Genomic DNA, 26,110 nt, shown 5'->3' with positions numbered 1-26,110 from the left:
CTCAACCCGTCGCGGCTATGCTGACGCCAAGTGGCGGGGTCCAAATATCAGTCCAGGGAGCTGCGGTCATGTCCGTAGCAAGCGACACATCCTCTGCGATCCCCGCTGCTGAGCTCAAGCTGCTCAGCGCAGTCGCGGTCAGGTCCGCCATTTCTGGACCTTCTTCCTGTTATCGAGCGAGTGACTGGCCGCAGGATTGCCGCGTCATTCGGGCTCAATCCAGCGGTCAAGATGCGGATTGAGTCTGGCGAGACGTTCGATGTCGCAATCATCAATGGGGAAATGCTCGAAGACCTGATCAGGCAAGGAAAGATTGCCTTCGGAAGTCAACGAGCTTTCGGCCGGGTGGGCCTGGGCGTCGCAGTCCGAGCAGGCGCGCCCAAGCCGGACTTGAGGTCGGTCGAAGCTCTCAAGCGCGCGCTGGTGAGCGCCAAGTCCATCGCATACGCAGGTGAGGGTTCAAGCGGGGCTCATTTCACCGCATTGCTGGCTCGCCTCGGTATCCAGGAGGAAGTGGGGCCTAAGCTCAGGTCGGTAGGGGGCGGCGAGACAGGGCAAGTCGTTGCGACGGGCGAGGCAGAGCTCGGCGTTGTCCCCGTCACGACTATCCTGGCCGCTGCGCCCGGCGCCGAGCTGGCCGGGATGTTTCCCGCCGAGTTGCAGAGCTATATCGACTTTGCGGCCGGTCTCAGCGCGGCGGCCACGGACGTCGGCGGCGGCAACGCGCTCTTGAACTTTCTCACCGGTCCCGAGAGCGACGAGCTGCTCAAATCCAAAGGTGTCGAGCGTCTAACATGAACCTGCTCCAGAGTTTGGCTGAACGACTGTCCGTTTTTAATCCGTGAGTTTCGGGACGGGCTCTAAGGGTTGTGTCGGGCGACGCGTAAACCTGGACGTACGTATTTCGCCTTGAGGATCTGGACCCTCCTCCTGGGCGAGGTCGCCCGCCGGGGTGAGCTAAGATGTTGAAACAACACGTGATATGGGCAGTTATCGCGCGCTGGAAAGCTTGTTGCGCAGCGCGGATGCGGTAGAATCATGATCGAGGCGCCGCCGGGCTTCCAGGAGAAGGGCGACGACCTCTACGCGCTGGATGTGCGCGGCAGCAGCAAGACCAGCGTGGCGCTGTCGCCGATGGTGGAGTTCGGCGGCCGGCTGGACCTGGACCCGGAGACGGCGCTGCGGGCCTATGTCGCCTTCGGCATGAGCTACCAGCCGGACAACACCCGGACGATCCATTCCAGCTTCGCCGGGGCGTCCTCGGCCAACGGCACCTTCAGCGACCACATCGACTCGCCGGACGTGCTGGGTCGGATCGATGTCGGGCTGCAGCTGTTCCGGGCCGGCGGCTTCGAGCTGAAGGGCGAGTGCACCGCCGATATCGGCGGCTCGTTCCTCAGCCAGTCCGCCAGCGCCCGCGCCGCCTATCACTTCTGACGGCGAGGGCTATCAGGAGCCGGGCGGCCATGGGATTCTTGTTTCGACAGCAAGCGGCAACGGAGGGCCAACTACTATCAAATAATGGGTCCTGGCCGGATCTGGTACCATTGATTCCCCCCAACTGGATCTATGGCTGGAATACATACGGCAATAAGCTCCCTCCGGCCGCGCCTGCGGGATGAGCGGCACATTTGATTGAGGCTTTGGGGGGTCATGGCGCAAGGATTGTCCGGGGCAGATTTCAAGTCTGGCGCGATCTTGGTGAACGATGCGGCGGCGAGTCTTGCCGGGGCGCTGAGCTACCGGGCGCAGTCGTCATCTCCGAGCCTGGCCGCCTTCAGAGCAGCGTTGCCGACCCAACCGGTCCTGCATCGGCGACCCTGGTCGCCGGGCTGCTGGGAACCGCAGCCTGGCTCGCTCTGCCGAACCCGGCCGCGGCACAGGCCTGCAACATGGTCATGGTGGGGGGCGTCAACACCTGCACCTATTCCGGCATCGGGTCCACATGGGGCTTCCAGACCGACAATATCGATGCGCCGCCGATGCTGGTGACCTGACCGGCAACATCATCATGTATGTGAAGACCGACGAGGCGGTCGGGCTGAATTTCGGTTCCTTTGGTGCGACCGGTAACAGTGGGCGCGGCGGCAACGTCCAGGGGCTGCAGCTCACCAATGCCGGAAAGATCACTCTGGACGAAGCTTCGACGACGGGCGGCCAGACCTACGGCATTCGTCACGCGGTGCAGCACGCCGGCGCATGGCAGACGGCAGCGATGGGCTTGCCCGAATTGTAGAAGGATTCAATCAGGGCGATGGAGTCCGGGTCGTCGGCCAGGTCCCACATCGGCCCATGGCCGCCCGGATAGAAGACCGCGTCGAAGCCGTCGGAACGCATGTCCTTCAGCTTCGCCGTGTTCGCGAACTCCTGCTGCGCCTGGAGATCCTGCTTGAACCGCGCCATGGCCGGCGTCTGATTCTCCGGCAGGTCGCTCTTCGGGTCGATAGGCGGCTGACCACCCTTGGGCGAGGCGAGCGTCAGAGCGACGCCGGCGTCGCGGAAGACAAAATACGGGGCCGCCCCCTCTTCGAGTCAGAATCCGGTCTTACGCCTGGTATTTCCGAGCGTGTCGTGGGATGTCAGAACCATCAGAATCTTCATGGTCTTCTCCGTTACTTTCGGCGATTGAACGACGTTATTTTCGTGATGAGAGGCGATGCCGTCGATTGGACGTTGGCGTCGGCGAGATTTTCGTATCAGTCGGGGTCGGCCTTGAGCGTTCCGGAGCTGCGGTTCTGCTTCAGGAAGGCATCCATCAGTTCGGCGATTTCGTCTGCCGCGGTGTCGAGCGCGAAATGGCCGCCCTCCAGGATATGGACCTCCGCTGCGGGAACATCGCGCTTGTAGGCGTCAGGCTCCGAGAGACCGAAGGACGGGTCGTATTTTCCCCACAGCACCAGCATCGGCGGCTGGTTCTCGCGCATCCATGCCTGCCATGCCGGATAGGAGGCGACATTGTTGCGGTAGTCGTAGAACAGCTCTGTCTGGATGTCGGCCTGGCCTTCCCGGTTGAGGAAGGCGAATTCGTCGGCCCACAGGTCCGGGTCGTAGCGGTCGGTCCGCGGATCGCTGCCGACATGGCGGGCGCGCGTGGTCTCGAGCGACAGCAGATTGGTGCGTAAGGCCGCTTCGTGCGCCGCGCGGTCCGCCCAGAAGGCGCGCCTGGTTGCCCAGATCCTGCCCAGGCCCTCGTCATGCGCCACGGCATTCTGGATGATCAGGCTGTCGACGCGATCCGGGTGGGCGAGCGCGAGCCGGAAGCCGACCGGCCCGCCGTAATCCTGCATGTAGAGATGGTACCGCGAGAGTCCGATTTTCTCGATGAAGCGGGCGATGACATCGGCAAGGTGGTCGAAGGTGTAGGAGAAGTCGTTCGGCTTCGGCGCGTCGCTGTGGCCGAAGCCGGGATAGTCCGGAGCGACCAGGTGAAAGCGGTCCGAGAGCCGCTGCAGCAGCGGCTCGAACATCCGCGACGATGACGGCAGGCCGTGCAGCAGAAGAACGGTCGGCGCATCCGGCGGGCCGGCCTCCCGGTAGAAGATCGACAGGCCGTCGACATCGACGGTGCGGTAGCGGACCGGGTGCTTCATGCGGGTCTCCTGGGGATGTGCCTGCCGGGCTCAGTCACCGACCTGCAGGATGATCTCGATTTCGACCGGCATGCCAAGCGGCAGGCTGGCGACCCCGAGCACGATGCGCGGCGAAAGCATCCCGATCCCGAAGGCCTTGACGAGGATCTCCGACGCGCCGTCGGCAACCTTCGGGTGCTCCCGGAAATCGCCTGCGGTCGCGATGTAGACGCCGAGCTTTGCGACGGCGGTCACCTTGTCGAGCGTGCCGAGCTGCGCCTTGGCCGCGGACAATGCGTTGAGACAGGCGATCCGTGCCGCCTCCCGCCCCGCCTCGACCGACAGTTCGGCGCCGAGCCGGCCGATGGATTGCGGGGTTCGGCCGACGACCGGGAGCATCCCGCTCAGGAAGAGCAGGTCGCCGATCTTCACGGCCTCGACATAGGCGCCGAGCGGTATGGGTGGCGGCGGCAGCTCGATGCCCAGGCTCTTCAGCCGCTGTTCCGCGCCGGCGGCCGGCACCGTGCCGAGAGCTACCATCGGCCCAGATGGGCGCCGCCATCGACGTGCAGCACCTCCCCGGTGATGTGCGGAGCCTCGGTCAGGAAGACGACGGCGTCGACGATATCCTGAACGGTGGAGATGACGCCCATCGGCGACAGCGTCTTGAGGACGTCCTTCGGATCGTCCTTATGGAGCGGCGTGTCGACGATGCCGGGCGCCACCGTGTTCACGCGGATTCCCACCTTCGCATACTCCATCGCGATGTTCTTCGACGCGGCCTCGATGCCGCCCTTGGTGATCATCGCGACCGAGACGTCGACGCCCGCGATCGGATGATCGACCAGCGGCGTGGTGATGCTGACGATGCTGCCGCCGGACTTCTGCGCCAGCATCTGCCGGACCACGAGCTGGGTGAGATGCAGGAATCCTTCGGTGTTCGTCGACGCGAGCTTGCGGTAGTCGTCGACGGTGTAGTCGATGAACGGCTTGGTGAAGAAGATCCCGGCATTGTTGACCAGGGCGTTGATCGCGCCGAACCGGGCCAGGGCGATTTCGGCGACGTTCCGCGCCGTCGCCGGATTCGCGATGTCGCCGTCGACGCGGGCCACGCGGTCGGAATCGGGGATCTCCCCCGACCGGCTGACCTGCCGCGATGTCGCGACGACGTTGTAGCCGCGGTCGAGGAAGGCGTTGGCAACTCCTGCACCGATGCCCTGCGAGGCACCGGTGACGATCACTGTCTTGTCAGCGTGCATGATCATCTCCGAACTGTGATGCGGCAGCACTCGGGCGAGCCGGTGGCGATCAGGTCGTCTGGCGCAGGGGCCGGAAGGCGGCGCGCAGCTCGGCGCTGAACGCGGCTGGCTGCTCCCAGGCGGCGAAATGGCCGCCCTTCTCGGGCCTGTTGTAGTGGATCAGCTTCGGATAGGCCTGCTCCGCCCAGCTCCTGGGCGCCTGGTAGATCTCGTCCGGGAAGGCGCTCACGGCGACCGGGATCTTGATCCCCCGGGGGTCGAAGAAGCCTCCCGACGGGAAATGCGCGTTGTCCCAGTACAGGCGCGCCGAGGAGATCGCGGTGTTGGTCAGCCAGTACAGCGTGACGTTGTCGAGGATGTCGTCGCGCGTCAGGCCTTCGGTCGTGCCGTCGAAGACGCGGGCGATCAGCCTGTAGCTGCGGATGTCGTGGTCGAGCATCCACGCCGCGAGGCCGACCGGCGAGTCGACGATCCCGTACAGCGTCTGCGGCCGGTTGTTCATCTCGATCGCGTAGCCCAGCCCGTTCTTGTAGAAGTCGTCGAGCTGGTCCCAGGCGTACTTCTCGTCCGGCGAAAGGCCAGCAGGTGGCGGGCCGCCGGCGGCGAGCGCCTTCGCGACATCGGCGGGGACGGTGGCCGCCATGTTGGTGTGGATGCCGAGCAGCCCTGGTGGCTGCTGCAGCGCCATCTGCTCGGAGACGGCATTGCCCCAGTCGCCGCCCTGCGCGACGTACCTAGTGTAGCCGAGCCGCTGCATCAGCACCGCCCAGGCCTGCGCGATGCGGACCGGGGTCCAGCCGGGCGCCGTGGGCTTGCCGGAGAAGCCGTAGCCCGGCAGCGACGGGATCACCACATGGAACGCGTCCGATGCGCTCCCGCCATGCGCCGTGGGGTCGGTCAGCGGGCCGATGATCTTGAGCTGCTCGATGATCGAGCCGGGCCAGCCATGCGTGACGATCACCGGCAGGGCGTTGTCGTGCTTCGAGCGGACGTGGATGAAGTGGATGTCCAGCCCGTCGATCTCGGTGACGAACTGCGGCAGGCCCTTGAGCCGCGCCGCCATCTTGCTCCAGTCGTAATCCGTCGCCCAATACTCCGCGAGCTTTCGGATCGTTGCCAGCTGCACGCCCTGCGTGTCGTCCGGGACGGTCTCCTGGTCCGGCCACCGCGCCGCGGCCACGCGGCGGCGCAGATCGTCGAGCTGCTCCTGCGGGAAGCTGATGCTGAAGGGGTGGATGGCGTCGCCCGTGGCCGCAGCGAGCGGAATCGGCATCATCAAGGCGACGCTCGTCAGCGCCGACGCGACCAGCACGTCACGGCGCGTGGGGGACAAACCTTCCGACATGGCGGGCTCCTCTCAGTAATGTCATTGGCGGCTAAGCGCTAAGACAGACTGAAATGAGACCGGTGAAGGCGCGATTGCACGTTGGTATCGCCGACACCTTGGTATCGGACGAGGCCGGGTGATACCAAGGGGTCGGCGATACCTTCGTTTGATAGATAGAAGCGCCGCGCGCTGGCATTTCGATGGCACCGGGATTGTCCCAGTGACCATCGGAGATTGGATATGGATGCCATCGCAGATTTCGGCCGGATTCGCGTCGATCGCCGTTCCCCAGCCTATTGGCGCGTCACCTTCGACCTGCCGCCCCTGAACATCTTCGGACCGGGGAACATGGCGCAGCTGAACGCCGTCGTCACGGCGCTCGAGAGCGACGGGCAGGTCAAGGTCGTCGTCTTCGACAGCGCCATCGAGGGCTTCTTCCTGACCCATTACGATTTCCTGGCCAATCCGGAAGATACGCTCAGCCTGCCGCCGGGGCCGACCGGGCTGCAGCAGCTGCCCGACATGCTGGTGCGGCTCAGCCGAGCTCCCGTCGTCTCGATCGCGTCGATCCGCGGGCGGGCGACCGGCGTGGGCAGCGAGCTCGCCCTCGCCAGCGACATGCGCTTCGCCAGCCGCGAGAAGGCCATCCTGTCGCAGTGGGAGGTCGGCGCCGGCCTGGTCCCCGGCGGCGGCCCGATGGCCCGGCTGCCCCGTCTCATGGGCCGCGGCCGCGCGCTGGAGGTGCTGCTCGGGGCGGACGACATTCCGGGCGATCTCGCGGAGCGCTACGGCTATGTCAATCGCGCCTTGCCGGATGCGGAGCTCGACGCCTTCGTCGACGCGCTGGCGCAGAGGATCGCGTCCTTCGACAAGCAGGCGATCGCGGAGACGAAGCGCCTGGTCGACATGGCCAGCTTGCCGCCCGACGCCGATATCGCGCCGGAATGGGGGGCGTTCATGGCCGCGCTGGCCCGCCCGGCCGCCCAGACCCGGATCAAGGCGCTGATGGAGCGCGGCTTCCACAAGCCGGGCGATGTCGAAACGCGCCTCGGATACCACGTCGGGCAGCTCGGCCGCTGACAGAGACCAGACTCAGGAGTTGACCATGACCGGTACCCAGATGCGCGGTGAAACCGCCGGGGCGCGGGCGATCGACATGCGCCTCGAGATCGTCATCATTCCCGTCTCGGACGTCGATCGTGCCAAGCGCTTCTATGGCGATTTGGGCTGGAGGCTCGATATCGACCACGCAACAGCTGACGACTACCGCGTGATCCAGTTCACGCCGCCCGGCTCCGAATGCTCGGTCATCTTCGGCAAGAACGTCACCGCCGCCGCGCCAGGCTCGATGCAGGGGCTGCACCTGATCGTCTCCGACATCGAAGCCGCCCGGGAGGACCTGCTCCGCCGTGGCGTCGAGGTCGGCGAGCCGTTCCACGACACTGGCGGCGTGTTCCAGCATTCCGACGGAAGGGGCGTGGCCGCCGGTCCGAATCCGCACCGGAAAAGCTACGCCTCATACGCCTCGTTCAGCGATCCCGACGGCAATGGCTGGGTGTTCCAGGAGGTGACCGCGCAACTGTCCGGAGACATTGAACCGGGTGACGCGCGGTTCACCAGCGAGGTCGTGAATGCGGTCCGACATACGGCAAGCGGAGGGTGAAGTGGATCTCGACAGAACGATCGTCATCACCGGCGCCTCGGAAGAGATCGGCGCGAGCCTCGTCGGTACCTTTCTCGAGCGCGGCTACAACGTCGTCGCGGCGTCTTCGGAGATCGGCCGGTCTGCGGGAAACCTGCAGTCGGACCGGCTGGCCTGCGTCGCCGGGGATATCGCGGATCCGGACACGGCCGAGATCGTCGCCAAGACCGCGGTTGCGCGCTTCGGAAGGATCGACGCGTTGATCAACGGCGCGGGGACCTTCGTCACGAAGCCGTTCATCGACTACACGGTCGAGGACTATCGCCATCTCGTGTCGACGAACCTCGACGGGTTTCTGCACCTCACCCAGCTGGTCGTCCGGCAAATGCTGGCGCAGGGGACCGGCGGAAGCATCGTCACCATCACCTCCCCTCGGGGTGACCAGGCGAGCCCCGGCGTCAATGCGTCCGTCGCGATCATCACCTCGAGCGGTGTCGAAGCCGCCTCCAAGACCATCGCGATGGAACATGCGCGGGATGGCATTCGCGTCAATATCGTGGCCCCCGGCGTCGTCGTCATGCCGCCTCGAACGGCCAATCAGGAAATCCTGCTCGAGACGCTGCCGGCGACGCGCAGCACTTCCATGACGAAGGAACTCATCGATGCCGTCGTCTTCCTGACCGAGGCGCCTCAAATCACCGGCAAGGTGCTGCATGTCGACTGCGAACCAGTCGACAGATGGTGAGTCCCGGACCGGTATCGACGGTGTCAGCTGCTTGCCCCAAGCTCCTGCAGCAGTTCCTGCGCGACCATGAGATCGTGCGTGTCCTGCCCTTCGGCGAAGCGATCGTAGATCGGCGCCAGGAGCGCGAGCGCTTCGCCGGCCCGCCGCTGATCCTTCCACAATCGTGCCAGGCTCGTCGCTGTCCGCAACTCCCACGCGATCGTCTGCTGCCGGCGGGCCCATTCGAGCGATCGGTGATAGTACAACTCGGCCTCGCGCGGCCCATCGGGCGCACCGTAGGACAGGATCAGCTCGCCTTTGATCCTGAGGATCTCGGCGAAATACCATCGTTCGTCATTCTGTTCGGATCGCGCCAGGGCTTCGTCGATCGCCGCCAATCCCTCGGCAATGTTGCCGGCACGCCCGAGGGCAGAGGCGAACTCGCTCTGGAAGACGATGTAATAGACGCCGTACTGGATCTCGCGGAACTCCGCCAGGGCGGCCTCGAGTTCGGCCAGCCCGCCATCGAGGTCGCCGCGCTCGATGAGCAGGACACCTCGGAAGCACCGGCCCCAGCCTTGCCAGAAACCGAGCCCTTCGGCCGCATTGTCGATCAGCATCGAGACGTAGCGCTCGACCAGCGCCCGATCGCCGACGAACAGGGCCACTGGACAAGCGGCGTGAACCAGGACCTGGCAAAGGGTGAGGGTATCGCTGCCGGATGCGGCGCCGTCGACAATGCTCTTGACCAGGAGCACGGCCTGCTTCGGCCGGCCCTGCAGCCACAGAATCCGCGCAAGAAAGCACCGGGCCATTGCGCGTTGGTCGAAGACAAAGCGGATCATCTGGGCGCCGATGACCGGAACCTCGTATCTGCCCAGCATGCGTTCGATGATGTGCCGCGCCTCGGCCTGGTCGCCCAGGACATGCAGGATGTAGCCGACCATCCGGTCTCCGACCAGGATGCCGAGCTTGTCGCCTGTGCTGGCGGCAAGCTCGGAAAACCTCCTCGCGAGTGCCAGCGCCTCACGGAACTCGCCTTTGTTCAGCAAGCCGGCCCAGAGGCCCCACAGGGCCCGCAACTGGTAGTCGCGATTCTCCTGCCGCTCGGAGGTTTCGAGAGCCCGGTTCCATGCAGCCATGGTCTCCGACCCCAGGCCCTTTGTCTGCATCAAGGACCAGGCGCGCGCCGCGTGCAGGCGCATCTCCTGGTCCAGAGTCCGGCTGGTCGCGGGGGCGGCCAGGGCGCGGTCGACCCGTTCCTCGCATTCCCTGGTGAGCGAAAGATGAAACCAGAGCGGGATGGCGAGGACCGTCAATGCGACGCCCGTGGCCACATCGCCGATGGGCGAAAAAGCCCAGTCGAGCGCGGCTCTGACATTGTCGATGTTGTGCCGGTAACGTGGGAGCCAATCGGTTGCGGGCTCGCGCTCCCATTCCCCATAGGCCTGTTCGAGCAAAGCCCGATAGTGCTCGGCGTGCCGCCGGGCGAACCGGCCTCGTTCGCCGCATTCGTCGAGCTTGACCAGCGCATAGGCCCGGGTGGTGTCGAGCAGGCGGTAGAGCGCCACGGCCGCATCCAGGCTGGCCGTGACCAGGGATTTGGCGATCAGATCGGCGATCGCATCGACGATCTCGGACGGAGGCGTATCGCCGTCGGCCAGGATGGCGCTCGCCGATTCCATCGTGACCATGCCGGCGAACACGGCCAGGCGACGGAGCACGACCTGCTGCAGCTCCGGCAGCAAGGCGTAGCTCCAGTCGAGCGTCGTGTGCAGGGTCTGATGGCGGGGCAGGGCGGTGCGGCGACCGCGCAGCAGCAGGCTGAAACGCTCGTCCAGCCGAGCCGCGAGCCCGGCGACGCCGAATGTGTCGACCCGCCCCGCCACGATCTCGATGGCCAGCGCGATTCCGTCGAGGCGGCGGCAGATCTCGGCGACCAGCGGCGCCTCGGCGTCACCGAGCTCGAAGGCGTCGAGGCATGCGGCGGCACGCTCGACGAACAGCTGAATCGAGGGAAACGCCAGGGCCTCGGCGGCCGTGAGCTCGGCGCCGCTCTGCGGAAAGGCCAGCGGCGCGAGCCGGTGCACGCGCTCGCCCTCGGACCGCAGGGCTTCCCGGCTCGTCGCCAGGATATGGACGCGCGGGGCGCCCTTCAGCACGTCCTCCGCCATCCTTGCTGCGGCTTCGACGAGGTGCTCGCAGTTGTCGAGCACGATCAGCAGGTGCTTTTCCCGCAGGAAGGAGATCACGGTCGACAGCGGCTTGTCCGAACCCATGCCGACCCCGAGGACAGTCGCCAGCACGCCCGGCGCCAGCAGCGGATCGGAGAGAGGGGCGAGGTCGACGAAACGGACACCGTCCTTGAAGCTGCCGGCCAGGGTGTCGGCGACGGCGACCGCGACGGTCGTCTTGCCGATGCCGCCGGCGCCGACGATGGTGACGAAGCGCTGGCGGGTGACCTGCGCGGACAGGGCGGCCACCGTGTCGGAACGGCCGACCATGCGCGTGAGCGGCATCGGCAGATCCTGCCGCGCCTCGATCGCCTCGATCTGCCGGTCGATATCGCCGAGCGCAAGGCCGCGGTCGACGGGTGCTACGAAGCTGTAGCCGCGTCCGGGGATGTTGGCGATGAAGCGCTTCCCGGCCTGTCCGTCGCCAAGGGCGCGGCGCAGGGCCGCGACATGGACCTTCAGATTGCCCTCTTCCACGAAGGTGTTGGGCCATACGCGGTCGAGCAGCTCCTGCTTGCCCAGGATCTGGCCCGGCCGCTCGAGAAGAGCCACGAGGATGTCGCGGGCACGGCTGCCGAGGTGCACCGGTTTATCGCCTTCGAGCAGCAGCTGTTGTGCGGGCAGCAGCCGGAAGGCGCCAAAGGCGATTTCGCTTGGCTTTTCGGCCTCGTACCCGGTCACTCTTCGCCCCTTCGGCTCGTGAGTCTGACGGCGCGTGCAAGACGCCCGATCCAAGCCATGCGGGCTTTGTCCTGGCCGGCCTCATGCGTATCGTCCCGCGATCGACGGGCACGGTCAACGCCCGGTGCTGACGATCTGAGGGGCAAGGGCCTGCATTGCCTCCAACCCCGGAATCGTGGAATATTTTAATGTTGGACAAAAGACAGGTCTGGGAGGCACCAAATGGCATTCCGGAAGGGGCAGACATTCCTTCGGGGGGTGGAATTTACTCCTCAGTATTTAAATAATATGAACCGGCGTGACTTCATCACGCAAAGCGTGACGGCTGGGCTCGGCCTGGCCGGCATCGGAGCCGTCGCGAGGATGGGCAGCGGTGCAGCGTATGCGGCAGACCGGCCGCTGACGCCGACAATCTATCAGTGGATCCAGGATCTCCATCCCGGAATCCCGGCGGTGAACGAGAAGTTTCCGGGGATCAACTACCAGATCGCGCCGGTCGAGGGGTTCGGTATCGAACGCTTCGTCGCCGAGGCGAAAAACAAGGAAAGCTCCTGGGACGTCTATGTCGGGCAGACGCCCTTCGTCGAGATGTCCGCCTTCGTCAAGGCCGACGTGATCGAACCCTGGGACAACTACATCCCGAAGGAGGTGATCGATGACCTCCTCCCATCGATCCGCGAGGAATGCACGATCGATGGCAAGCTCTACAGCTGGCCGTTCCTTCTGGATGTGATCGGCACGGGCTGGCATTCCGGCCTGACGAGCGCCGCCGGGTTGGCCGATGCCGCGCCGCCGACATGGGATGATTTCCTGTCCGCGGCCAGAACGATTATGGACAAGAAGGCCGCCCCCTGGGGCGCCACGTTCGACTGCCATGGCTGGCGCTCGCTGGCGCCGATCGCGCACAGCATGAGCACCCATGTCTATACGCCGGAGGGCCTTTTCGACTTCACCAGCGAGCCTGCGATCGAGGCGCTGAAGCTGATGAAGCAGATCATGCAGCTCGCGAACCCCGATGTCCTGCTGGAAGGCACATCGGACGCCGGCGTCAACGGCACCCCTGACGAGGTCGCATTCGCCGCGCAGCGCGTCGGCCTCTATTTCAAGTACTTCAATGCGCCGCTGCGGATGGCGGCGAACTGGGACGACCCGAAGGCATTGCACCTCGGTCCGTTGCCCAAATTCGCCAATGGCGAGGGCTCGACGGTGTTCTGGACGACCGGCTGCGCATTGTTCAAGTACGGCCAGAACAAGGACAAGGCGGCGGAATACGTCAAGGCGCTGACCTATGACAGGCAGATCTGGAAAGACTCGATCATGGGTACGGCGAGCGGCCATCCGGGGCAGCTGCCGCCATACAAATCGATCTACGCCGAATGGCAGGCCAGCAAGCCCGACTGGATGCCGAACTTCGTGGGTTTGGTGCGGGACCAGCTCGACAGGGCCAAGGCGATCAACAACCACCTGTTCGGGCTGCAGCAGTTCGTCATCGGCAAGCCGATCTGGGAGACCTACCTCAAGGGCGAGGAGGCCGACCCGAGAGTGGCCATGCAGAAGGTCGCCGAGGCGGTCAACGCCGAGGTGAAGAAGGGCTGACGCACGGCCGGCGGCCAGTCGCTGAACGCGACATGTCGCCCAGGGTTACCGTCGTGCATATTGCCGGACAGGTCGGCAAAGGCTTTGGCTCCAGGAGCCGCAGCCGCGCGGATATGTGCGCTGAGTTTCCAACAGGTTCGATGGCATGGAAGAGACGATCCCGTCCCCTTCGGCAACGGCGACTGCCCTGCACCGCCACGCGGTGCAGCTTCGCCGAACGGCCGGCGCATGGCTGTTCCTGCTGCCGGCCCTGGCGTTCTTCGCCCTGTACCAGCTCTACCCGATCCTGCGTGTGCTCTGGATCAGCTTCACCGACTATCAGGTCCTGTCCGACCAGCCCGCCAATTGGGTCTGGCTGAAGAACTATGCCGACGCCCTGCAGGACCCCTTGCTGTGGTCCGGTCTCGGGCGTGCGGCTCTGTTCACCATCATGTTCCTGCCTGGAACGATCATCCTGCCGCTCCTCCTGGCAATCCTGGTCGATCGGGTGTCGAGCCCTCGCCTGGCGACCTTCTATCGGGTCGTCTTGTTGATCCCGGCCGTCATCCCCAGCACGCTGATATTCGTCTTATGGAAGTGGATGTACAACTACCAGGCCGGCCCGATTAATCACTTCCTTGTCGATACGCTCGGGCTGTTCACCCTGCACGATGCGCCGCAGTGGCTGGGCGGGACGCCGCTGACGCTGCCCTCGATCGCCATCATGGAAATCTGGTGGGGGCTCGGCTACCACACCATCTTCTTCCTCGCCGGCCTTGCGGCGATCCCCAAGGATCTGCCTGATGCCGCACGCATCGACGGGGCGAATGAGTGGCAGATCTTCTGGTATGTCATCCGGCCGCGGCTTGCGCCGATCATGATGGTGCTGGTCGTCCTGCGCTTCGGCACAGCGATGGCGGTCATCGATGAGTATCTGATCTTCGGCGGCTTCAACCGCGCCTCGCCGACCTATACCTGGACGATCTTCATGTACGATCAGGCATTCAAGCTCGGCCTCTGGAGGCAAGGCTACGCCGCGGCGATCGGCATGATCGGAGCAGTCGCCATGATGTGTGTCATGGTGCTGCTGCTCCGGGCTTTCCGCACCAAGGACTGACTGTGGGATCGAGCTGCCCATGAGCCCCGAACCCATCGATTACGCCGCGGGCGCGGCAATGCGGACGGCCGGCGGGACAGCCAGGCCGGGCTGGTCCAGGCGCAGGCGGGCCACGGTCATCCGGCATGTGGTCATCAATCTGTTTCTGCTGATCATCCTGCTGCCGCTGGTCTGGGTCCTGCTGATGTCGGTAAAGACATTGCCGGATGCAATGCGCGGCGATTTCCTGCCAAGCCAGCTTGATTTCAGCCATTACCCTTATGTGTTCGAGCGCATCGCGACGTTGCCCACCAACCTGTTCAACAGCATCTACGTCACGTTCAGCGCAGTTCTGATTACCATGTTCTGCTCTGTCACGGCCGGTTATGCGCTCGTCCACCTCAGGCCGCGCGGCTCCGGCAAGGTGATCGCCTTGTTACTGGTCTCGCTATACTTTCCCGTTCGCGTCGTGTCTCTGATCAGCATCTACGAGACCCAGCGTTGGCTTGGCCTGATCAACGATACCGCCGGCCTCATCCTGCCCTATGTGACCCTTCAGCTGGCGATCAGCGTCCTGATCATGCGCAGCATGTTCCAGCTCGTTCCGCATGAAATCATCGACGCCGCGCGGGTCGACGGCGCCGGTCCTTGGCGCACGCTCTGGATGGTGGGCCTGCCGATGGTGCGCAACGGCCTCGTCGTCATCTTCATTGTCAATTTCGTCGCTGCATGGGGTGAGTATCTGCTGTGCGTGACGCTGGTCGACGACCAGGCGAGGCGCACAATGCCGGTCGTCCTGGCCGTGGCCCAGGGCGGTCAAGGCCAATGGGCCTGGCCCAATCTCGCGGCCGTGTACATCATTGTGACCATGCCCGGCATCATCGCATTCGCATTCGCCCAGAGGCTGTTCTTCAAGGGCTTGGCTGAAGGCGCGATGAAGCTGTAGTGGGCAGGAGCGGGTGTGGGCCGCGTCGGTCGCGAGCCGGCCTCAGCGTGTCCCGCTATCGGCGGATATCGCCACGGCATTTCTCAGGCGGATTCGTTTCAGCGCGTCCTGTTCGACGAAGCCGGACACGCTGATATGGCACGCCGTCAGGGGGGCGGTGTCGGTGCAATGCTTCAGTGCTTGCCGCAGGCTTGCACGATCGAAGGTTGCCGGGTCGATCGAAACTCTGCCTTTGCCTGACTCGGCGTAGCACCCCGCGGAATCGCTGATGAAACCGGCTATTCGACATCCGGTGAGGGTGACTTGCGAGCCCAGCAGCGTCGTCGGGTCGGCCAGGAACGTTTCGACGTCGACGCTGGTGGCCGGCGTCGTCGCGCCCGGTTCGTCTGTTGCGTGCTGGCCCAGGCCCGGTCTGGCTGCGCCAACGATGCCCACGGCCATCGCAAGCCCGGCGGCGGCTGCCATAAGCACTCTGGTGGAGCCGGAGCGTCTGTGCTGCACGACCCGTTCCTCAAATCCGGACCAGGTCACCGCTCGGTGGCAGGAATACGCAATTCGGAGGAAGGGGGCTATGCGCATAGGCGATTGCTTCTCAAGGGCGGTCGAAGGCTGAGCTTCGTCGCCATCGCGATCAGGTCAGCCAGGGAATTCGCCTCCATCTTGCGCATGACCCTGCCGCGATGGGCCTTTACCGTGATTTCGCTGATGCCCAGCTCGAAGCCGACCTGCTTGTTGAGGCGCCCCCTGACGACCAGCGCCATCACCTCCTGCTCGCGGCCGCTGAGCGCTTCGTGGCGCCGGCGGAGGGCAAGCAGTTCCGCTTCATGTTCCAGCCCGGTCCTGCTGGCCTCGAGAGCGCGACCAACCGCCGTCAGCAGCTCCTCGTCGTCGAACGGCTTCATGAAGAACTCGACCGCGCCGGCCTTCATGGCCTGGACGGCGACCGGAACGTCGCTGTAGCCGGTCAGGAAGATGACCGGCATCCCGCTGCGCTCCGCCGCGATCCGCCGCTGAAGCTCGAGACCGCTCAGGTCAGGAAGGCGAAGGTCAAGGACAACGCAGCTCGGGACCGAGACATGGGGCCGCTCCAGGAACCCGAGCGCGGATCCGAACGCCTCCGCCCGCCAGCCCGAGATCCGGATGAGATCGGCAAGGGACTCGCGGGCGGATAGGTCATTATCGACGATGAAGACGGTCGGCGTGCGATCGGCGTCCGACGATGAGGGAGCGCTCGCGACGATAGGGCTCGACGGCGTATCGCGACCCAAGCCCAGGTCAAGCAGCTTCCCGCGTTCCGGGAAGTCGATGCGAGCCGGCTCGGTGGCTCTGCCTCGCGCCAGGCCGATCTCCGGGAGAGGGCTGCAGCGGATCTGTGCGGACGCACTGTGATACGAATGCGATATCATGTGTCCCTCCTCTGATTTACTGCGCGCGAGCGTCTCGGTTGTCCCGATTGATGGGCGGGCTTCAATCCAGGACGGAGCGCAGGGCGGCGACCGCCTGGGCGATGGCGCTTCGCGTTGCCGGCGTGTCGGCCAGCGCGTTCAGCATGACGAACCCGTGAACGGTGCCGTTGTAGCGGACCGAGGTCACCCTGACGCCGGCGCGAAGGAGCTGGCGGGCGTAGCCCTCGCCATCGTCGCGGAGCACATCGTTCTCCGCAATGATGACCAGCGCGTCGGGCAAGCCCCGCAATTGGTCGACGGAGGCCCGCAGGGGTGCGGCGGTGATCTCGTTGCGTGAGGCAGCGTCCGGGAGATAGGCGTCCCAGAAGCGCTCCATGGCGCTCTTCGTCAGCCAGGGTCCGTTCGCAAAGGTCTGGTACGAGGATGTGGCGAAATTAGCATCCGTTATCGGATAGAACAGGACCTGCAGATCGATCTTGGGACCACGGCGCTGCATCGCCAGGAGAGTGACCGCGGCGGCCATGTTGCCGCCCGCGCCGTCTCCGACCACCGCAAGCCTTGTCGGGTCCACGCCAAGGCTCTCGCCATGCGCGGCGACATGAGCGGTGACGGCATAGACCTGCTCCAGGGCAACCGGATAGCGCGCTTCGGGGGAGCGGTCGTATTCCACGAAGAACAGTGCCGCGCTCGCGGCGACGGCCAGCTCTCGCACGATCCGATCGTGAGTATCGGCGCCGCCGAGGCACCAACCGCCGCCATGGATGTAGACGATGACGGGCAGGAGTCTCTGCGCATCGCTGGGCCGGAAGATTCTGACGACCACGGATCCGGTCGGCCCGACCGGAAATGTCGCGTCCTCGATCTGGGCAGACGGCCGCCCGACGGCGCCGGCTTGAATCCGGACCAGCGCATGGCGCGCATCCTCAGGCGATCGGCGGCACAGATCGGGGTTCTCGCCGACTGTATCGAGAAAGTCCTGCGTTATCGGCTCGAGAACCCAACCTGCGTCGTTCATTCTGTGACCTCGGCTCGCGAGTGATCGGAGCTCAGGGACGGATCCGGCAGCAGCCTCGCGCGACCGCATGTCCAATAGTCTCCGCGGTGGTCTGACGACAGCTCACCGGGTCGCGCATCGATGGCTGGCCCCCGAAGGCGCCTTGACGAAGGAGATGCTGCGCCTGTTCGAACAGCGGTTCGAGTTAAGACTGGTAAATCCGATGGTTGGGTGTCGCAGCCCAACAGATCCGCCGCCGCGGCCTCGGTCGTGCCGCCGGAAAGCTGCGCTCGTACGAGGCCGCTGCGTCGACCACTGCGGTTAACCCCCTTTAACGAGGACTAACTGGGCAGCGCCTGCGGGTCGACATCAGGATCTGAGCATTCCCATCCGGCGCCGGGCCGGCGCCGGATGGGCGGTGGAGCATCCGCTCCTTCCCCGGCTCTCAGCAAAGGTCGCATCCCTCATGGACATCGTCAGCTCATCCGAAGCGATCGACCGGCAGCGTCGCCATCTGCTTGGCGCCGCCGCGCTCGCCCTCGCCGCCGCTCCACTGGGCACGATCGCCGCGCGGGCCCAATCCGCAGGATCGGGCGCGTCCTTCACCGCGCTGAAGCAAGTCAATGCCGGCGTGCTGAACGTCGGATATGCCGAGGCCGGCCCGGCCGATGGGGCGCCGGTCCTGCTCCTGCACGGCTGGCCGTACGATATCCACAGCTACGCCGATGTCGCGCCCTTGCTCGCATCGGCCGGCCACCGCGTGATCGTGCCGTATCTGCGCGGCCACGGCACGACGCGCTTCCTGTCCGGCGCGACCGCTCGCAACGGCCAGCAATCGGCGATCGCCGTCGACATCCTTGCTTTGATGGACGCCCTCAAGATCGAGACGGCGACGATCGCCGGGTTCGATTGGGGCGCGCGGACGGCCGATATCATCGCCGCCCTCCGGCCGGAGCGCTGCAAGGCCCTGGTCTCGGTCAGCGGCTATCTGATCGGCAGCCAGAAGGCCGGCGGAATGCCCTTGCTGCCGAAGGTCGAGCTGCAGTGGTGGTATCAATATTATTTCGCCACCGAACGCGGCCGGGCCGGCTATGAGCAGTACCGGCGCGACTTCGCGCGGCTCATCTGGCAGCTCGCATCGCCGAAATGGGCCTTCGACGACGCCGCCTTCGATCGCAGCGCCGCAGCCTTCGACAACCCGGATCACGTCGCGATCGTGATTCACAACTACCGCTGGCGGCTGGGCCTGGCCGAGGGCGAGGCGCGGTACGACGATCTCGAGCGGCGGCTGGCGGAGGCGCCGGTGATCGGCGTTCCGACGATCACGCTGGAAGGCGACGCCAACGGCGCGCCGCATCCCGAACCCGCTGCATATCGCCAGAAATTCTCCGGCCCCTACGAGCACCGGACGCTGACCGGCGGGATCGGCCACAACCCGCCGCAGGAAGCACCGCGGGCCTTTGCCCAGGCGGTCATCGATGTCGGGAAGATCTGACCAGCAGCCGCGCAACACCACGAAAGCGAAAGAAATCAGGAGAGGCACCATGAGCCAGGACACGAAAGAACAGGCCACCCAGGAGATCGGAAAGGTCGTGTACACGGCCAAGACCCACACCACCGGGGGACGCGAGGGCGGTGCCTCGCGCAGCTCCGACGGCCAGCTGGAGGTCAAGCTCTCGCTTCCGGGTTCGGGCCGGGCCGGCACCAATCCGGAGCAGCTGCTCGCGGCCGGCTGGTCGGCCTGTTTCGAAAGCGCGATCGGGGTTGCGGCCCGCAAGAGGAAGATCGCGTTGCCGTCGGGCCTGGCGATCGACGCCGAGGTGGATCTGCACCTCGGGGAGGCCGGCTATTCCTTGGGAGCCCGCCTCAATGTCAGCCTGCCCGGGATCGCGCGCGACACGGCCCAGGCTCTCGTGGATGAAGCGCACGAGATCTGTCCTTACTCGAAAGCCACGCGCGGCAACATCGACGTGGCGATCACGCTGGTCTGAGCCGGCAGAGCTTGCGGTGCTGCCACGACGCGGGACTTACCGGCTGGCCTTGAACGCCTCGGATCGAGCCTGGCGTTCCTCTCGGTATGCCGGGCTGAGCTTGACCGTCAGGTCCTCACGGCGCAGCGGCAGGCCGCAAGACTCGCAAACCGGCCCGAGTCCTGCCGGCTTGCCGCAGCTCCGGTGCGTGTACTGCACGGCGCGGCCTTCCTCGGGCGATTTGAGCCAGGTCTCGCCCCAGGCGCGCAGCGCCAGCAGAACGGGATAGAAGGCCTCCCCCTTCTCCGTCAGGTGATAGTCGTGCCGCAGCGGCCGCGTGCTGTAGGGGCGACGCTCGACCAGGCCGTCGCCCTCCAGGGCCTTAAGGCGCGCGGCGACCATCTGCGGCGTCGCACCGGTCTGGGCCTGGATCTCCTCGAAGCGGTGATTGCGCATGAAGAGCTCGCGCAGGATCAGCACCGTCCAGCGGTCGCCGACGACCGTCTCGGCACGGGCCACCGGGCAGAGAGTCTGATTGCTAGGGGCGGCCAGAGGCCTATCAACTTTCCTTTTCATAGGTACTTGAAGCTATGATTTCCATAGCAAACATGGAGTGCCGATCACGCTTGTGCAACCGGCCGCGCTGCGGCCCAGGAGGTGACCCATGCCTGACATCGCCTATTCGTGTGAGAGGACAGCGCTCCTCTTCGTCGACCCGTACAACGACTTCCTGTCGGAGGGCGGGAAGATCTATCCGCGCGTCAAGGAGGTCGCGGACGAGAACGGGCTGCTCGACAATCTGCGCCGGGTGAGCGGCGCGGTCCGCGCTGCGGGGATCCAGGTGGTGATCGTGCCGCACCGGCGGTGGGAGCCGGGCGACTATGAGGACTGGGACCACCCCAATCCGACTCAGCGGGCGATCATGCACCGCCACAGCTTCGCCCGCGGCGAATGGGGCGGTGACTGGCATCCGGATTTCGCACCGCAGCCAGGCGACATCGTCGTCAAGGAGCATTGGGGCCAGAGCGGCTTCGCCAACACCGACCTGGATTTCCGGCTGAAGCAGAAGGGGATCACCCATGTGATCCTGGTCGGGCTCCTGGCCAACACCTGCATCGAATCCACCGGCCGCTTCGCCATGGAGCTCGGCTATCACGTGACCCTGGTGCGCGACGCGACCGCCGCCTTCTCCCACGACATGATGCATGCCGCGCATGAGCTGAACGGGCCGACCTTCGCCCACGCCATCCTGACGGCGGCGGAGGTGATCGCAGCCTTGTCCGGCGCGACCGAACCACTCGCAAAGACCGCCTGATCGCTCGTCCGGCACGCGCGCCGCCCCGCGGCGGGACCGCAACCGCGCCCGACACCCATCGAAACGGAGACAGGACATGGACGACAACGAGATCGTTGATTCCAGCTTCACCGCGATCATCAATGCGCCGATCGAGAAGATCGACATTCCCAAATGGTGCTTCACTCTCGCCGAGAAGGATTACCAGGGCTGTTCACCGGCGCACATTGCGGCAGGATTCACCACGGCGCCGGATGGCAAGCGCATGTCGATCAATGTCGAGATCATCGGCGGAAGCCTGATGGTCCAGCACTATGTCGAGACGCTCGGCGAGAAAGACCATTTGATCCTGGAATCGGTTTCCGACGTCTTCACCCCGACCGGCCGGACGACCATCCACGTCCGCTGGGAGCTGAGCGTGAAGGCGATCGACAGGGAAAGATGCGAGTTCACCAACCGGGTCCGGTCTCGCGCGACGCCGGAGTTCATGGAGTTCCTCGGCCGGCAGGGCATCCCCTTCGACGTCTTCAAAGCCCAGCGCCAGCCGATGTCGATCTATCACAACAAGTCGGAAACGCCGCTCTTCGCCGCCAGCATCGAGCGCGCCGCGCTCAACAGCTAGCGTTACGGCGGCGCCAGAATACCGTGGAGGCCCGGGGCTCCAGCGAGCCCCGGGCCGTTTTGCTCCGGCTCACGAGCCGCGGCGAGCGGCTCGACGAAGCCCAAAAGAAATGCGGCCCGGCCGCAGGCGAGGCTTCAACTCGTGTGGCCGGGCCGCCAGCGCTGCTGGGGTATGACAGCGCCTCGAGGTTGTGGCCGCTTCATGGGGGGAATGAAGGCTTGCCACGTGCCGCGTTCGGGGGAGGAACCACGGCGAAGCTGAGAGTAGTCGATCCCTCGCCACTCCTAAATAATATGAAAGTATTGGTGCTCTGCTGCCTATCGCCGGGTGGGAGCCGCTTCCGACGAGCTGATCCTCGCGCCGCCAACGGCGCATTTGAGCGAGACGGACGCTTTGACCATGCCGATTAACCTCGCTTAACGAGTTCTAACTGGCTGGGGCCTGTGGATCAGCGTCAAAGTCCAGGCAGCAGACAAGCTGGTCGAGCACGTATCTGAAGTTGATTTTCGAGAACCAACTCGACAGAGGCGGCCATTTCGCAGCCCGGAAGCTGCCAGCCCTCTCAGCGTCGAACCGCGCACGCCCGGCCTCTGCACGAAACAGATCCGACGCGCCAGCCCGCGACAAGGGTCCTGCTTGCGGCCTTCGGCGGCGCTCTACGCAACCGAGAGATGGAGGGTGATCATGCAACTTGACCAGCCGCTCCCAGGGAGGTCGGCACCGTTGCCCTCACTGCGAAGGAGTGCAGCGGACCAAGCGCTCGTCATCATCGTCGACGATCAGGAATCCGTTCGGGAGGGGCTGTCGGAGCTGATCCTGTCGGCAGGATTCCAGCCGGTCTGCTTCGCGTCGGCCCGCGAATTCCTCGACGCCGACCTGTCGGATACTCCCGGCTGCATGATCCTCGACGTGCGGATGCCTGGGGCCAGCGGCCTCGATCTGCAGCGACATCTCGCCCAGAGCGGCAACCCCAAGCCGATCATTTTCCTGACCGGACACGGCGACATCCCCATGTCGGTCCAGGCGATGAAGGCCGGCGCCGTCGATTTCCTCACCAAGCCGGTGCGGGACCAGACGCTGCTCGATGCCGTGGTCGCGGGCGTTGCGATCGATGCCGCGCAGCGCGCCAGGGCCCGGATCGCCCGGCTGCATGCCGACCGCTACAGGACCCTGACGCTGCGCGAGCGGCAGGTGATGTGCGCCGTGGCACTGGGGCGCCTGAACAAGCAGATCGCCTTCGATCTCGGCATCAGCGAGGTCACCGTCAAGCTCCACCGCAGCAACGCCATGCGCAAGATGCAGCTGACCTCCGTCGGCGAGGTCGTTCGCGTCTGGGAGGTGCTGCCGGCCGAGATGCGCGAGCGGCAGGCGGCGTGACCGGGTGGCGGCGAGATTTGAGACCTGACGCTCCGGATCACACAGGCAACGGAGCCGGCGGGCATCAGCACAGCGCCTGATCGGAGGGGATCATCGATGACCTATGCTTTGAATGTGAACGGCAAGACCCATCCGGTCGATGTGGACGGGGACATTCCGCTGCTGTGGGTGCTGCGGGACGTCATCGGCCTGACCGGGACCAAGTTCGGCTGCGGCATCGCCATGTGCGGCGCCTGCACGGTCCATCTCGACGGGCAGGCGGTGCGGTCCTGCGTCACCCCCGTCGCGGACGCCGCGTCATTCGCGATCACCACCGTCGAAGCGGTCGGCGAGACCGATGCGGGCTCCCGCATCCAGAAGGCCTGGCTCGCGGAAGAGGTGGTGCAGTGCGGCTACTGCCAGTCCGGCCAGATCATGTCGGCGACGGCCCTGCTCGTGGCCAACCCCGAGCCGACCGACGACGACATCGACGCCGTGATGGCCGGCAACATCTGCCGCTGCGGCACCTATCCGCGCATCCGCGCGGCCATCAAGCGGGCCGCCGGCATGACGCTGACCGGGGAGAGCCGCTGATGGGCATCCTCGCCGCCACCGTGTCCGGCCAGGTCTCGCGCCGATCCTTCCTGATCTCCGCCGCCCTGGCGGGCGGCAGCTTCGTCATCGGGCCGCGCTTCGCCGAGGCCGCCGGGACGTTCACCCCGAACCCGTTCATCCGCATCCCGCCGGCCGGCCCGGTCGAGCTGGTGATCGCCTCCGCCGAAATGGGGCAGGGGGTCTACAGCGGCATCGCCACGCTGATCGCCGAGGAGTTGGAGGTCCCGCTGGCCCAGATCCGGGCCATCCCGGCCCCCGCCGACCCCTCGCGCTACGCGCACCCCATGCTCGGCGATCAGATCACCGGCGGCTCGGTCACCATCCGCGGCTTCTGGGAGCCGATGCGCCGCGCCGGCGCCGCGGCCCGGATGATGCTGGTCGCCGCCGCCGCCCGGGACTGGGGTGTTCCCGTCTCGGCCTGCCGGGCCGAGGCCGGCGAGGTGATCCATCCCGAAAGCGGCCGCCGCATCGCCTATGGCGCGCTCGCCGACAAGGCGGCGCGGGAGCCGGTGCCGGACCGGATCGATCTGAAGCCGGCGTCGGAGTTCAAGCTGATCGGCAAGGCGGCGCCGCGCCTCGACACTCCGAACAAGGTGAACGGCACGGCCCGGTTCGGGCTCGACGCCCATCCGGCCGGGGTCAAATTCGCCGCCCTCGCCATCAGCCCGACCTTCGGCGGAACGCTGAAGGCGGTGGATGACGGCGAGGCGCTCCAGGTCAAGGGCGTGCGCCAGGTCGTCCGGTTGAGCGATGCGGTCGCCGTCGTGGCCGACCATACGGGGGCTGCGCGCAAAGGGCTCGCTGCGCTGCGCATCACCTGGGACCCGGGGGCGAATGGCGGTCTGACGACGGCCGAGCTCGATCGCCGCATCGACACCGCCATGGCGAGCGGCGAGGCGTTGGTGGCGCATGAGAGCGGGACTATCGCCGAGGCCGCCGGCGTGCGCGGAATCGAAGCTGTCTACCGCATGCCCATTCTCGCCCATACCGCCATGGAGCCGATGAACTGCACGGTCGATGTGCGGTCGGGCTCCTGCGAGGTCTGGGTCGGCACGCAGGTGGCGGGCCGCGCCCGCCAGGCGGCGGCGCAGGTCACCGGCCTGCCGGTCGAGAAGGTGATCGTCCACAACCACCTGCTTGGCGGCGGGTTCGGCCGACGTCTCGACCATGATGGCATCGTCATGGCGACGCGGGTGGCGCAGCAGGTGGACGGGCCGGTGCAGGTGGTCTGGAGCCGCGAGGAGGACATCCGCCATGATTCCTATCGCTATCTCAATCTGAGCCGCCTCGATATCAGGCTCGGCCCCGACGGAATGCCGGTCTCCTGGCGGCATCGCGTGGTCGGGCCTGCGATCATGGCGCGGTTCCTGCCGATCCTGTTCAAGGACGGCATCGACCTCGACATCACCGGCGGTGCCGAGAGCCCCTACGACATCCCGAACAAGCGGGTGGAGTATGTCCGGCACGAGGCGCCGGAGGGCATGCTGACGGGCAATTGGCGCGGCGTCGGCCCCACCCGCAACGCTCCGCCCGTCGAGGGCGGCATCGATGAGGCGGCGCATCTGGCCGGCCGCGATCCGGTGGAGTACCGCCGCCAGCTGCTGGGTAAGGCGCCGCGGCTGCGGGGCGTGCTGGACCTCGCTGCGGAGCAGGCCGGCTGGGGCACGCCGCTCGGCGCCGATCGCGGCCGCGGCGTCGCCGTGACGGCGGATTTCGGCAGCTTCGCCGCCCTGGTCGCGCAGGTGCATGTCGGCAAGGACGGCGCCCTGAAGGTCGAGCGCATGGTCTGCGCCATCGATTGCGGCCAGGCCGTCAACCCCGACATCCTGCGGCAGCAGGTCGAGGGCGGCGTCGTCTACGGGCTGAGCGCCGCGCTGTACGGCCGCCTGAGCATTGCCGACGGCGCCGTCGTCGAGGGCAATTTCGACGACTCGCCGGTGCTGCGCATCCATGAATGCCCGCCGATCGAAGTCCACATCGTGCCGAGCACCGAACCGCCGGGCGGGGTCGGCGAACTCGGCACGCCGGGGGTCGCGCCGGCCTTGATGAACGCGATCTTCGCCGCGACCGGCAAGCGCCTGCGGGATCTGCCGATCTACACCCGCCAGCTGGGGAGGGCGTGACCATGCCGAAGCGTTCACGCCAGATCGGGCTGGTGGCCTTGGCCTCGATCGCCGCCGCGGCCATCACGCTCGGGCTCGGATCCGGCATCGCCGATTCCGCACCCCAGGATTCGACCCGGCAGCTGAAGGGCGTCGCCGCGTTCCAGTCGATCGCGGATGCCGGCGACCGTTCCCGTGCCCTTTTCACCGAGGCGGCGAAGGTCATCACCGATCCGCGCTGCATGAACTGCCACCCGGTCACGGGCCGGCCCACGCAGGGCGACGATATGCATCCGCATATCCCGTTCATGCAGGCGGGTGCCAGCCGTATCGGGGTGGACGGCCTGGCCTGCAGCACCTGCCATCGCGCGGAAAACACGGCCGTACTGGGAAGCCGCATCCGGTCCATCCCCGGCAATGCGCACTGGTCGCTCGCGCCGGACAGCATGGGCTGGCAGGGCCATTCGCTCGGCTATATCTGCCGGCAGATCCAGGATCCCGGGCGCAACGGCGGCCGCAGCCTGGCCCAGATCCGGCAGCACCTGGCCGAGGATCATCTCGTGGCCTGGGCGTGGCATCCGGGAGAGGGGCGGCGGCCCGCCCCCGGCACCCAGGCCGAGTTCGGCGCCCTCATCGCCGCCTGGATCGAGACGGGCGCCGAATGCCCGCCCGAGTGATGCGGCGGGACCGCCGGACCC

The 26,110-nt window shown here is 66.1% G+C and carries 27 protein-coding genes; 17 read left to right on the top strand and 10 right to left on the bottom strand.

Translation table 11 applies throughout. The features are described from left to right. Positions 1-93: 93 nt before the first annotated feature. The 3 genes from QFZ27_RS39170 (at position 94) to QFZ27_RS39160 (ending at position 2,236) form a co-directional block, all read left to right on the top strand. The gene (locus QFZ27_RS39170) at positions 94-798 is read left to right on the top strand and encodes a substrate-binding domain-containing protein (protein WP_429232535.1); all 705 of its coding nucleotides are present in this window, start codon (positions 94-96) and stop codon (positions 796-798) included. A 240-nt stretch (positions 799-1,038) separates the two neighbouring features. Further along, positions 1,039-1,437 (top strand): autotransporter domain-containing protein, encoded by a 399-nt coding sequence (locus QFZ27_RS39165; protein ID WP_429232353.1) that lies wholly within the window; start codon positions 1,039-1,041, stop codon positions 1,435-1,437. Between the two features lie 508 nt (positions 1,438-1,945). Continuing rightward, complete coding sequence (locus tag QFZ27_RS39160; RefSeq protein WP_429232352.1) at positions 1,946-2,236, top strand: hypothetical protein; 291 nt, start codon at positions 1,946-1,948, stop codon at positions 2,234-2,236. On the opposite strand, the gene QFZ27_RS39155 is transcribed toward QFZ27_RS39160, so the two are convergent. The 5 genes from QFZ27_RS39155 to QFZ27_RS39135 all read right to left on the bottom strand — a co-directional run bounded on the left by QFZ27_RS39155 (position 2,176) and on the right by QFZ27_RS39135 (position 6,173). After that, the gene (locus QFZ27_RS39155) at positions 2,176-2,481 is read right to left on the bottom strand and encodes a DJ-1/PfpI family protein (RefSeq protein WP_429232534.1); all 306 of its coding nucleotides are present in this window, start codon (positions 2,479-2,481) and stop codon (positions 2,176-2,178) included. The genes QFZ27_RS39160 and QFZ27_RS39155 overlap by 61 nt on opposite strands. Positions 2,482-2,696: 215 nt before the next feature. Then, positions 2,697-3,590 carry an alpha/beta fold hydrolase gene (locus QFZ27_RS39150; protein WP_429232351.1) on the bottom strand — a complete coding sequence of 298 codons (894 nt, stop codon included), beginning with the start codon at positions 3,588-3,590 and terminating at the stop codon, positions 2,697-2,699. 30 nt (positions 3,591-3,620) lie between these two features. Next, positions 3,621-4,109, bottom strand: coding sequence for a RidA family protein (locus QFZ27_RS39145; RefSeq protein WP_429232350.1), 489 nt, complete (start codon positions 4,107-4,109; stop codon positions 3,621-3,623). Then, positions 4,103-4,828: an SDR family NAD(P)-dependent oxidoreductase gene (locus QFZ27_RS39140; protein ID WP_429232349.1), complete on the bottom strand. Its 726-nt coding sequence runs from the start codon at positions 4,826-4,828 to the stop codon at positions 4,103-4,105. Before QFZ27_RS39140 ends, QFZ27_RS39145 begins: the two co-directional genes overlap by 7 nt. Positions 4,829-4,877: 49 nt before the next feature. Then, the gene (locus tag QFZ27_RS39135) at positions 4,878-6,173 is read right to left on the bottom strand and encodes an epoxide hydrolase family protein (protein ID WP_429232348.1); all 1,296 of its coding nucleotides are present in this window, start codon (positions 6,171-6,173) and stop codon (positions 4,878-4,880) included. Between the two features lie 222 nt (positions 6,174-6,395). Between QFZ27_RS39135 and QFZ27_RS39130 the strand changes: the two genes are divergently transcribed. The 3 genes from QFZ27_RS39130 to QFZ27_RS39120 are packed head-to-tail and all read left to right on the top strand — an operon-like array spanning position 6,396 to position 8,542. Continuing rightward, positions 6,396-7,235 carry an enoyl-CoA hydratase/isomerase family protein gene (locus QFZ27_RS39130; RefSeq protein ID WP_429232347.1) on the top strand — a complete coding sequence of 280 codons (840 nt, stop codon included), beginning with the start codon at positions 6,396-6,398 and terminating at the stop codon, positions 7,233-7,235. 25 nt (positions 7,236-7,260) lie between these two features. Next, the gene (locus QFZ27_RS39125; RefSeq protein WP_429232346.1) at positions 7,261-7,818 is read left to right on the top strand and encodes a VOC family protein; all 558 of its coding nucleotides are present in this window, start codon (positions 7,261-7,263) and stop codon (positions 7,816-7,818) included. A gap of 1 nt (position 7,819) precedes the next feature. Further along, entirely contained in the window at positions 7,820-8,542 is a 723-nt protein-coding gene (locus QFZ27_RS39120) for an SDR family NAD(P)-dependent oxidoreductase (protein ID WP_429232345.1), read from the top strand. A gap of 23 nt (positions 8,543-8,565) precedes the next feature. On the opposite strand, the gene QFZ27_RS39115 is transcribed toward QFZ27_RS39120, so the two are convergent. Beyond that, positions 8,566-11,436, bottom strand: coding sequence for an ATP-binding protein (locus QFZ27_RS39115; RefSeq protein ID WP_429232344.1), 2,871 nt, complete (start codon positions 11,434-11,436; stop codon positions 8,566-8,568). Positions 11,437-11,658: 222 nt separating this feature from the next. Between QFZ27_RS39115 and QFZ27_RS39110 the strand changes: the two genes are divergently transcribed. The 3 genes from QFZ27_RS39110 (at position 11,659) to QFZ27_RS39100 (ending at position 15,053) form a co-directional block, all read left to right on the top strand. Then, positions 11,659-13,032: an ABC transporter substrate-binding protein gene (locus tag QFZ27_RS39110; RefSeq protein WP_429232343.1), complete on the top strand. Its 1,374-nt coding sequence runs from the start codon at positions 11,659-11,661 to the stop codon at positions 13,030-13,032. Between the two features lie 145 nt (positions 13,033-13,177). Further along, positions 13,178-14,128, top strand: a complete 951-nt coding sequence (locus QFZ27_RS39105) for a carbohydrate ABC transporter permease (protein ID WP_429232342.1) — start codon at positions 13,178-13,180, stop codon at positions 14,126-14,128. Positions 14,129-14,147: 19 nt separating this feature from the next. After that, positions 14,148-15,053 carry a carbohydrate ABC transporter permease gene (locus QFZ27_RS39100; RefSeq protein ID WP_429232341.1) on the top strand — a complete coding sequence of 302 codons (906 nt, stop codon included), beginning with the start codon at positions 14,148-14,150 and terminating at the stop codon, positions 15,051-15,053. Between the two features lie 42 nt (positions 15,054-15,095). On the opposite strand, the gene QFZ27_RS39095 is transcribed toward QFZ27_RS39100, so the two are convergent. The 3 genes from QFZ27_RS39095 to QFZ27_RS39085 form a co-directional block, all read right to left on the bottom strand. Beyond that, positions 15,096-15,518, bottom strand: coding sequence for a hypothetical protein (locus QFZ27_RS39095; RefSeq protein ID WP_429232340.1), 423 nt, complete (start codon positions 15,516-15,518; stop codon positions 15,096-15,098). 104 nt (positions 15,519-15,622) lie between these two features. Further along, complete coding sequence (locus tag QFZ27_RS39090) at positions 15,623-16,459, bottom strand: response regulator transcription factor (RefSeq protein ID WP_429232339.1); 837 nt, start codon at positions 16,457-16,459, stop codon at positions 15,623-15,625. A 61-nt stretch (positions 16,460-16,520) separates the two neighbouring features. Beyond that, entirely contained in the window at positions 16,521-17,474 is a 954-nt protein-coding gene (locus QFZ27_RS39085) for an alpha/beta hydrolase (RefSeq protein ID WP_429232338.1), read from the bottom strand. A 445-nt stretch (positions 17,475-17,919) separates the two neighbouring features. Between QFZ27_RS39085 and QFZ27_RS39080 the strand changes: the two genes are divergently transcribed. Both QFZ27_RS39080 and QFZ27_RS39075 read left to right on the top strand, forming a co-directional pair. Continuing rightward, positions 17,920-18,948 carry an alpha/beta fold hydrolase gene (locus QFZ27_RS39080; protein ID WP_429232337.1) on the top strand — a complete coding sequence of 343 codons (1,029 nt, stop codon included), beginning with the start codon at positions 17,920-17,922 and terminating at the stop codon, positions 18,946-18,948. A gap of 49 nt (positions 18,949-18,997) precedes the next feature. After that, positions 18,998-19,444, top strand: coding sequence for an organic hydroperoxide resistance protein (locus QFZ27_RS39075; RefSeq protein WP_429232336.1), 447 nt, complete (start codon positions 18,998-19,000; stop codon positions 19,442-19,444). A gap of 36 nt (positions 19,445-19,480) precedes the next feature. On the opposite strand, the gene QFZ27_RS39070 is transcribed toward QFZ27_RS39075, so the two are convergent. Continuing rightward, on the bottom strand, positions 19,481-19,942 hold the full coding sequence (locus QFZ27_RS39070; RefSeq protein WP_429232335.1) for a winged helix-turn-helix transcriptional regulator: 462 nt from the start codon (positions 19,940-19,942) through the stop codon (positions 19,481-19,483). A gap of 145 nt (positions 19,943-20,087) precedes the next feature. Between QFZ27_RS39070 and QFZ27_RS39065 the strand changes: the two genes are divergently transcribed. From QFZ27_RS39065 to QFZ27_RS39040, 6 genes are all read left to right on the top strand, one after another. Further along, complete coding sequence (locus QFZ27_RS39065; protein ID WP_429232334.1) at positions 20,088-20,738, top strand: cysteine hydrolase family protein; 651 nt, start codon at positions 20,088-20,090, stop codon at positions 20,736-20,738. Positions 20,739-20,814: 76 nt separating this feature from the next. After that, complete coding sequence (locus QFZ27_RS39060) at positions 20,815-21,339, top strand: hypothetical protein (protein ID WP_429232333.1); 525 nt, start codon at positions 20,815-20,817, stop codon at positions 21,337-21,339. Positions 21,340-22,062: 723 nt separating this feature from the next. Continuing rightward, a complete protein-coding gene (locus QFZ27_RS39055) occupies positions 22,063-22,716 on the top strand; it encodes a response regulator transcription factor (protein WP_429232332.1) in 654 nt (217 codons plus the stop codon). A 96-nt stretch (positions 22,717-22,812) separates the two neighbouring features. Next, a complete protein-coding gene (locus QFZ27_RS39050) occupies positions 22,813-23,289 on the top strand; it encodes a (2Fe-2S)-binding protein (RefSeq protein ID WP_429232331.1) in 477 nt (158 codons plus the stop codon). Next, on the top strand, positions 23,289-25,433 hold the full coding sequence (locus QFZ27_RS39045; RefSeq protein ID WP_429232330.1) for a xanthine dehydrogenase family protein molybdopterin-binding subunit: 2,145 nt from the start codon (positions 23,289-23,291) through the stop codon (positions 25,431-25,433). The genes QFZ27_RS39050 and QFZ27_RS39045 overlap by 1 nt, the downstream gene beginning before the upstream one ends. Continuing rightward, the gene (locus QFZ27_RS39040; protein ID WP_429232329.1) at positions 25,430-26,089 is read left to right on the top strand and encodes a hypothetical protein; all 660 of its coding nucleotides are present in this window, start codon (positions 25,430-25,432) and stop codon (positions 26,087-26,089) included. Before QFZ27_RS39045 ends, QFZ27_RS39040 begins: the two co-directional genes overlap by 4 nt. The last annotated feature ends 21 nt before the right edge of the window (positions 26,090-26,110 follow it).

Source organism: Inquilinus ginsengisoli, from assembly GCF_050434925.1.
In the GTDB taxonomy this organism is placed as follows: Bacteria; Pseudomonadota; Alphaproteobacteria; order DSM-16000; family Inquilinaceae; genus Inquilinus; species Inquilinus ginsengisoli_B.
The sequence above is the reverse complement of the archived record's forward strand: the minus strand, read 5'-3'. Positions and strand labels throughout refer to the sequence as shown.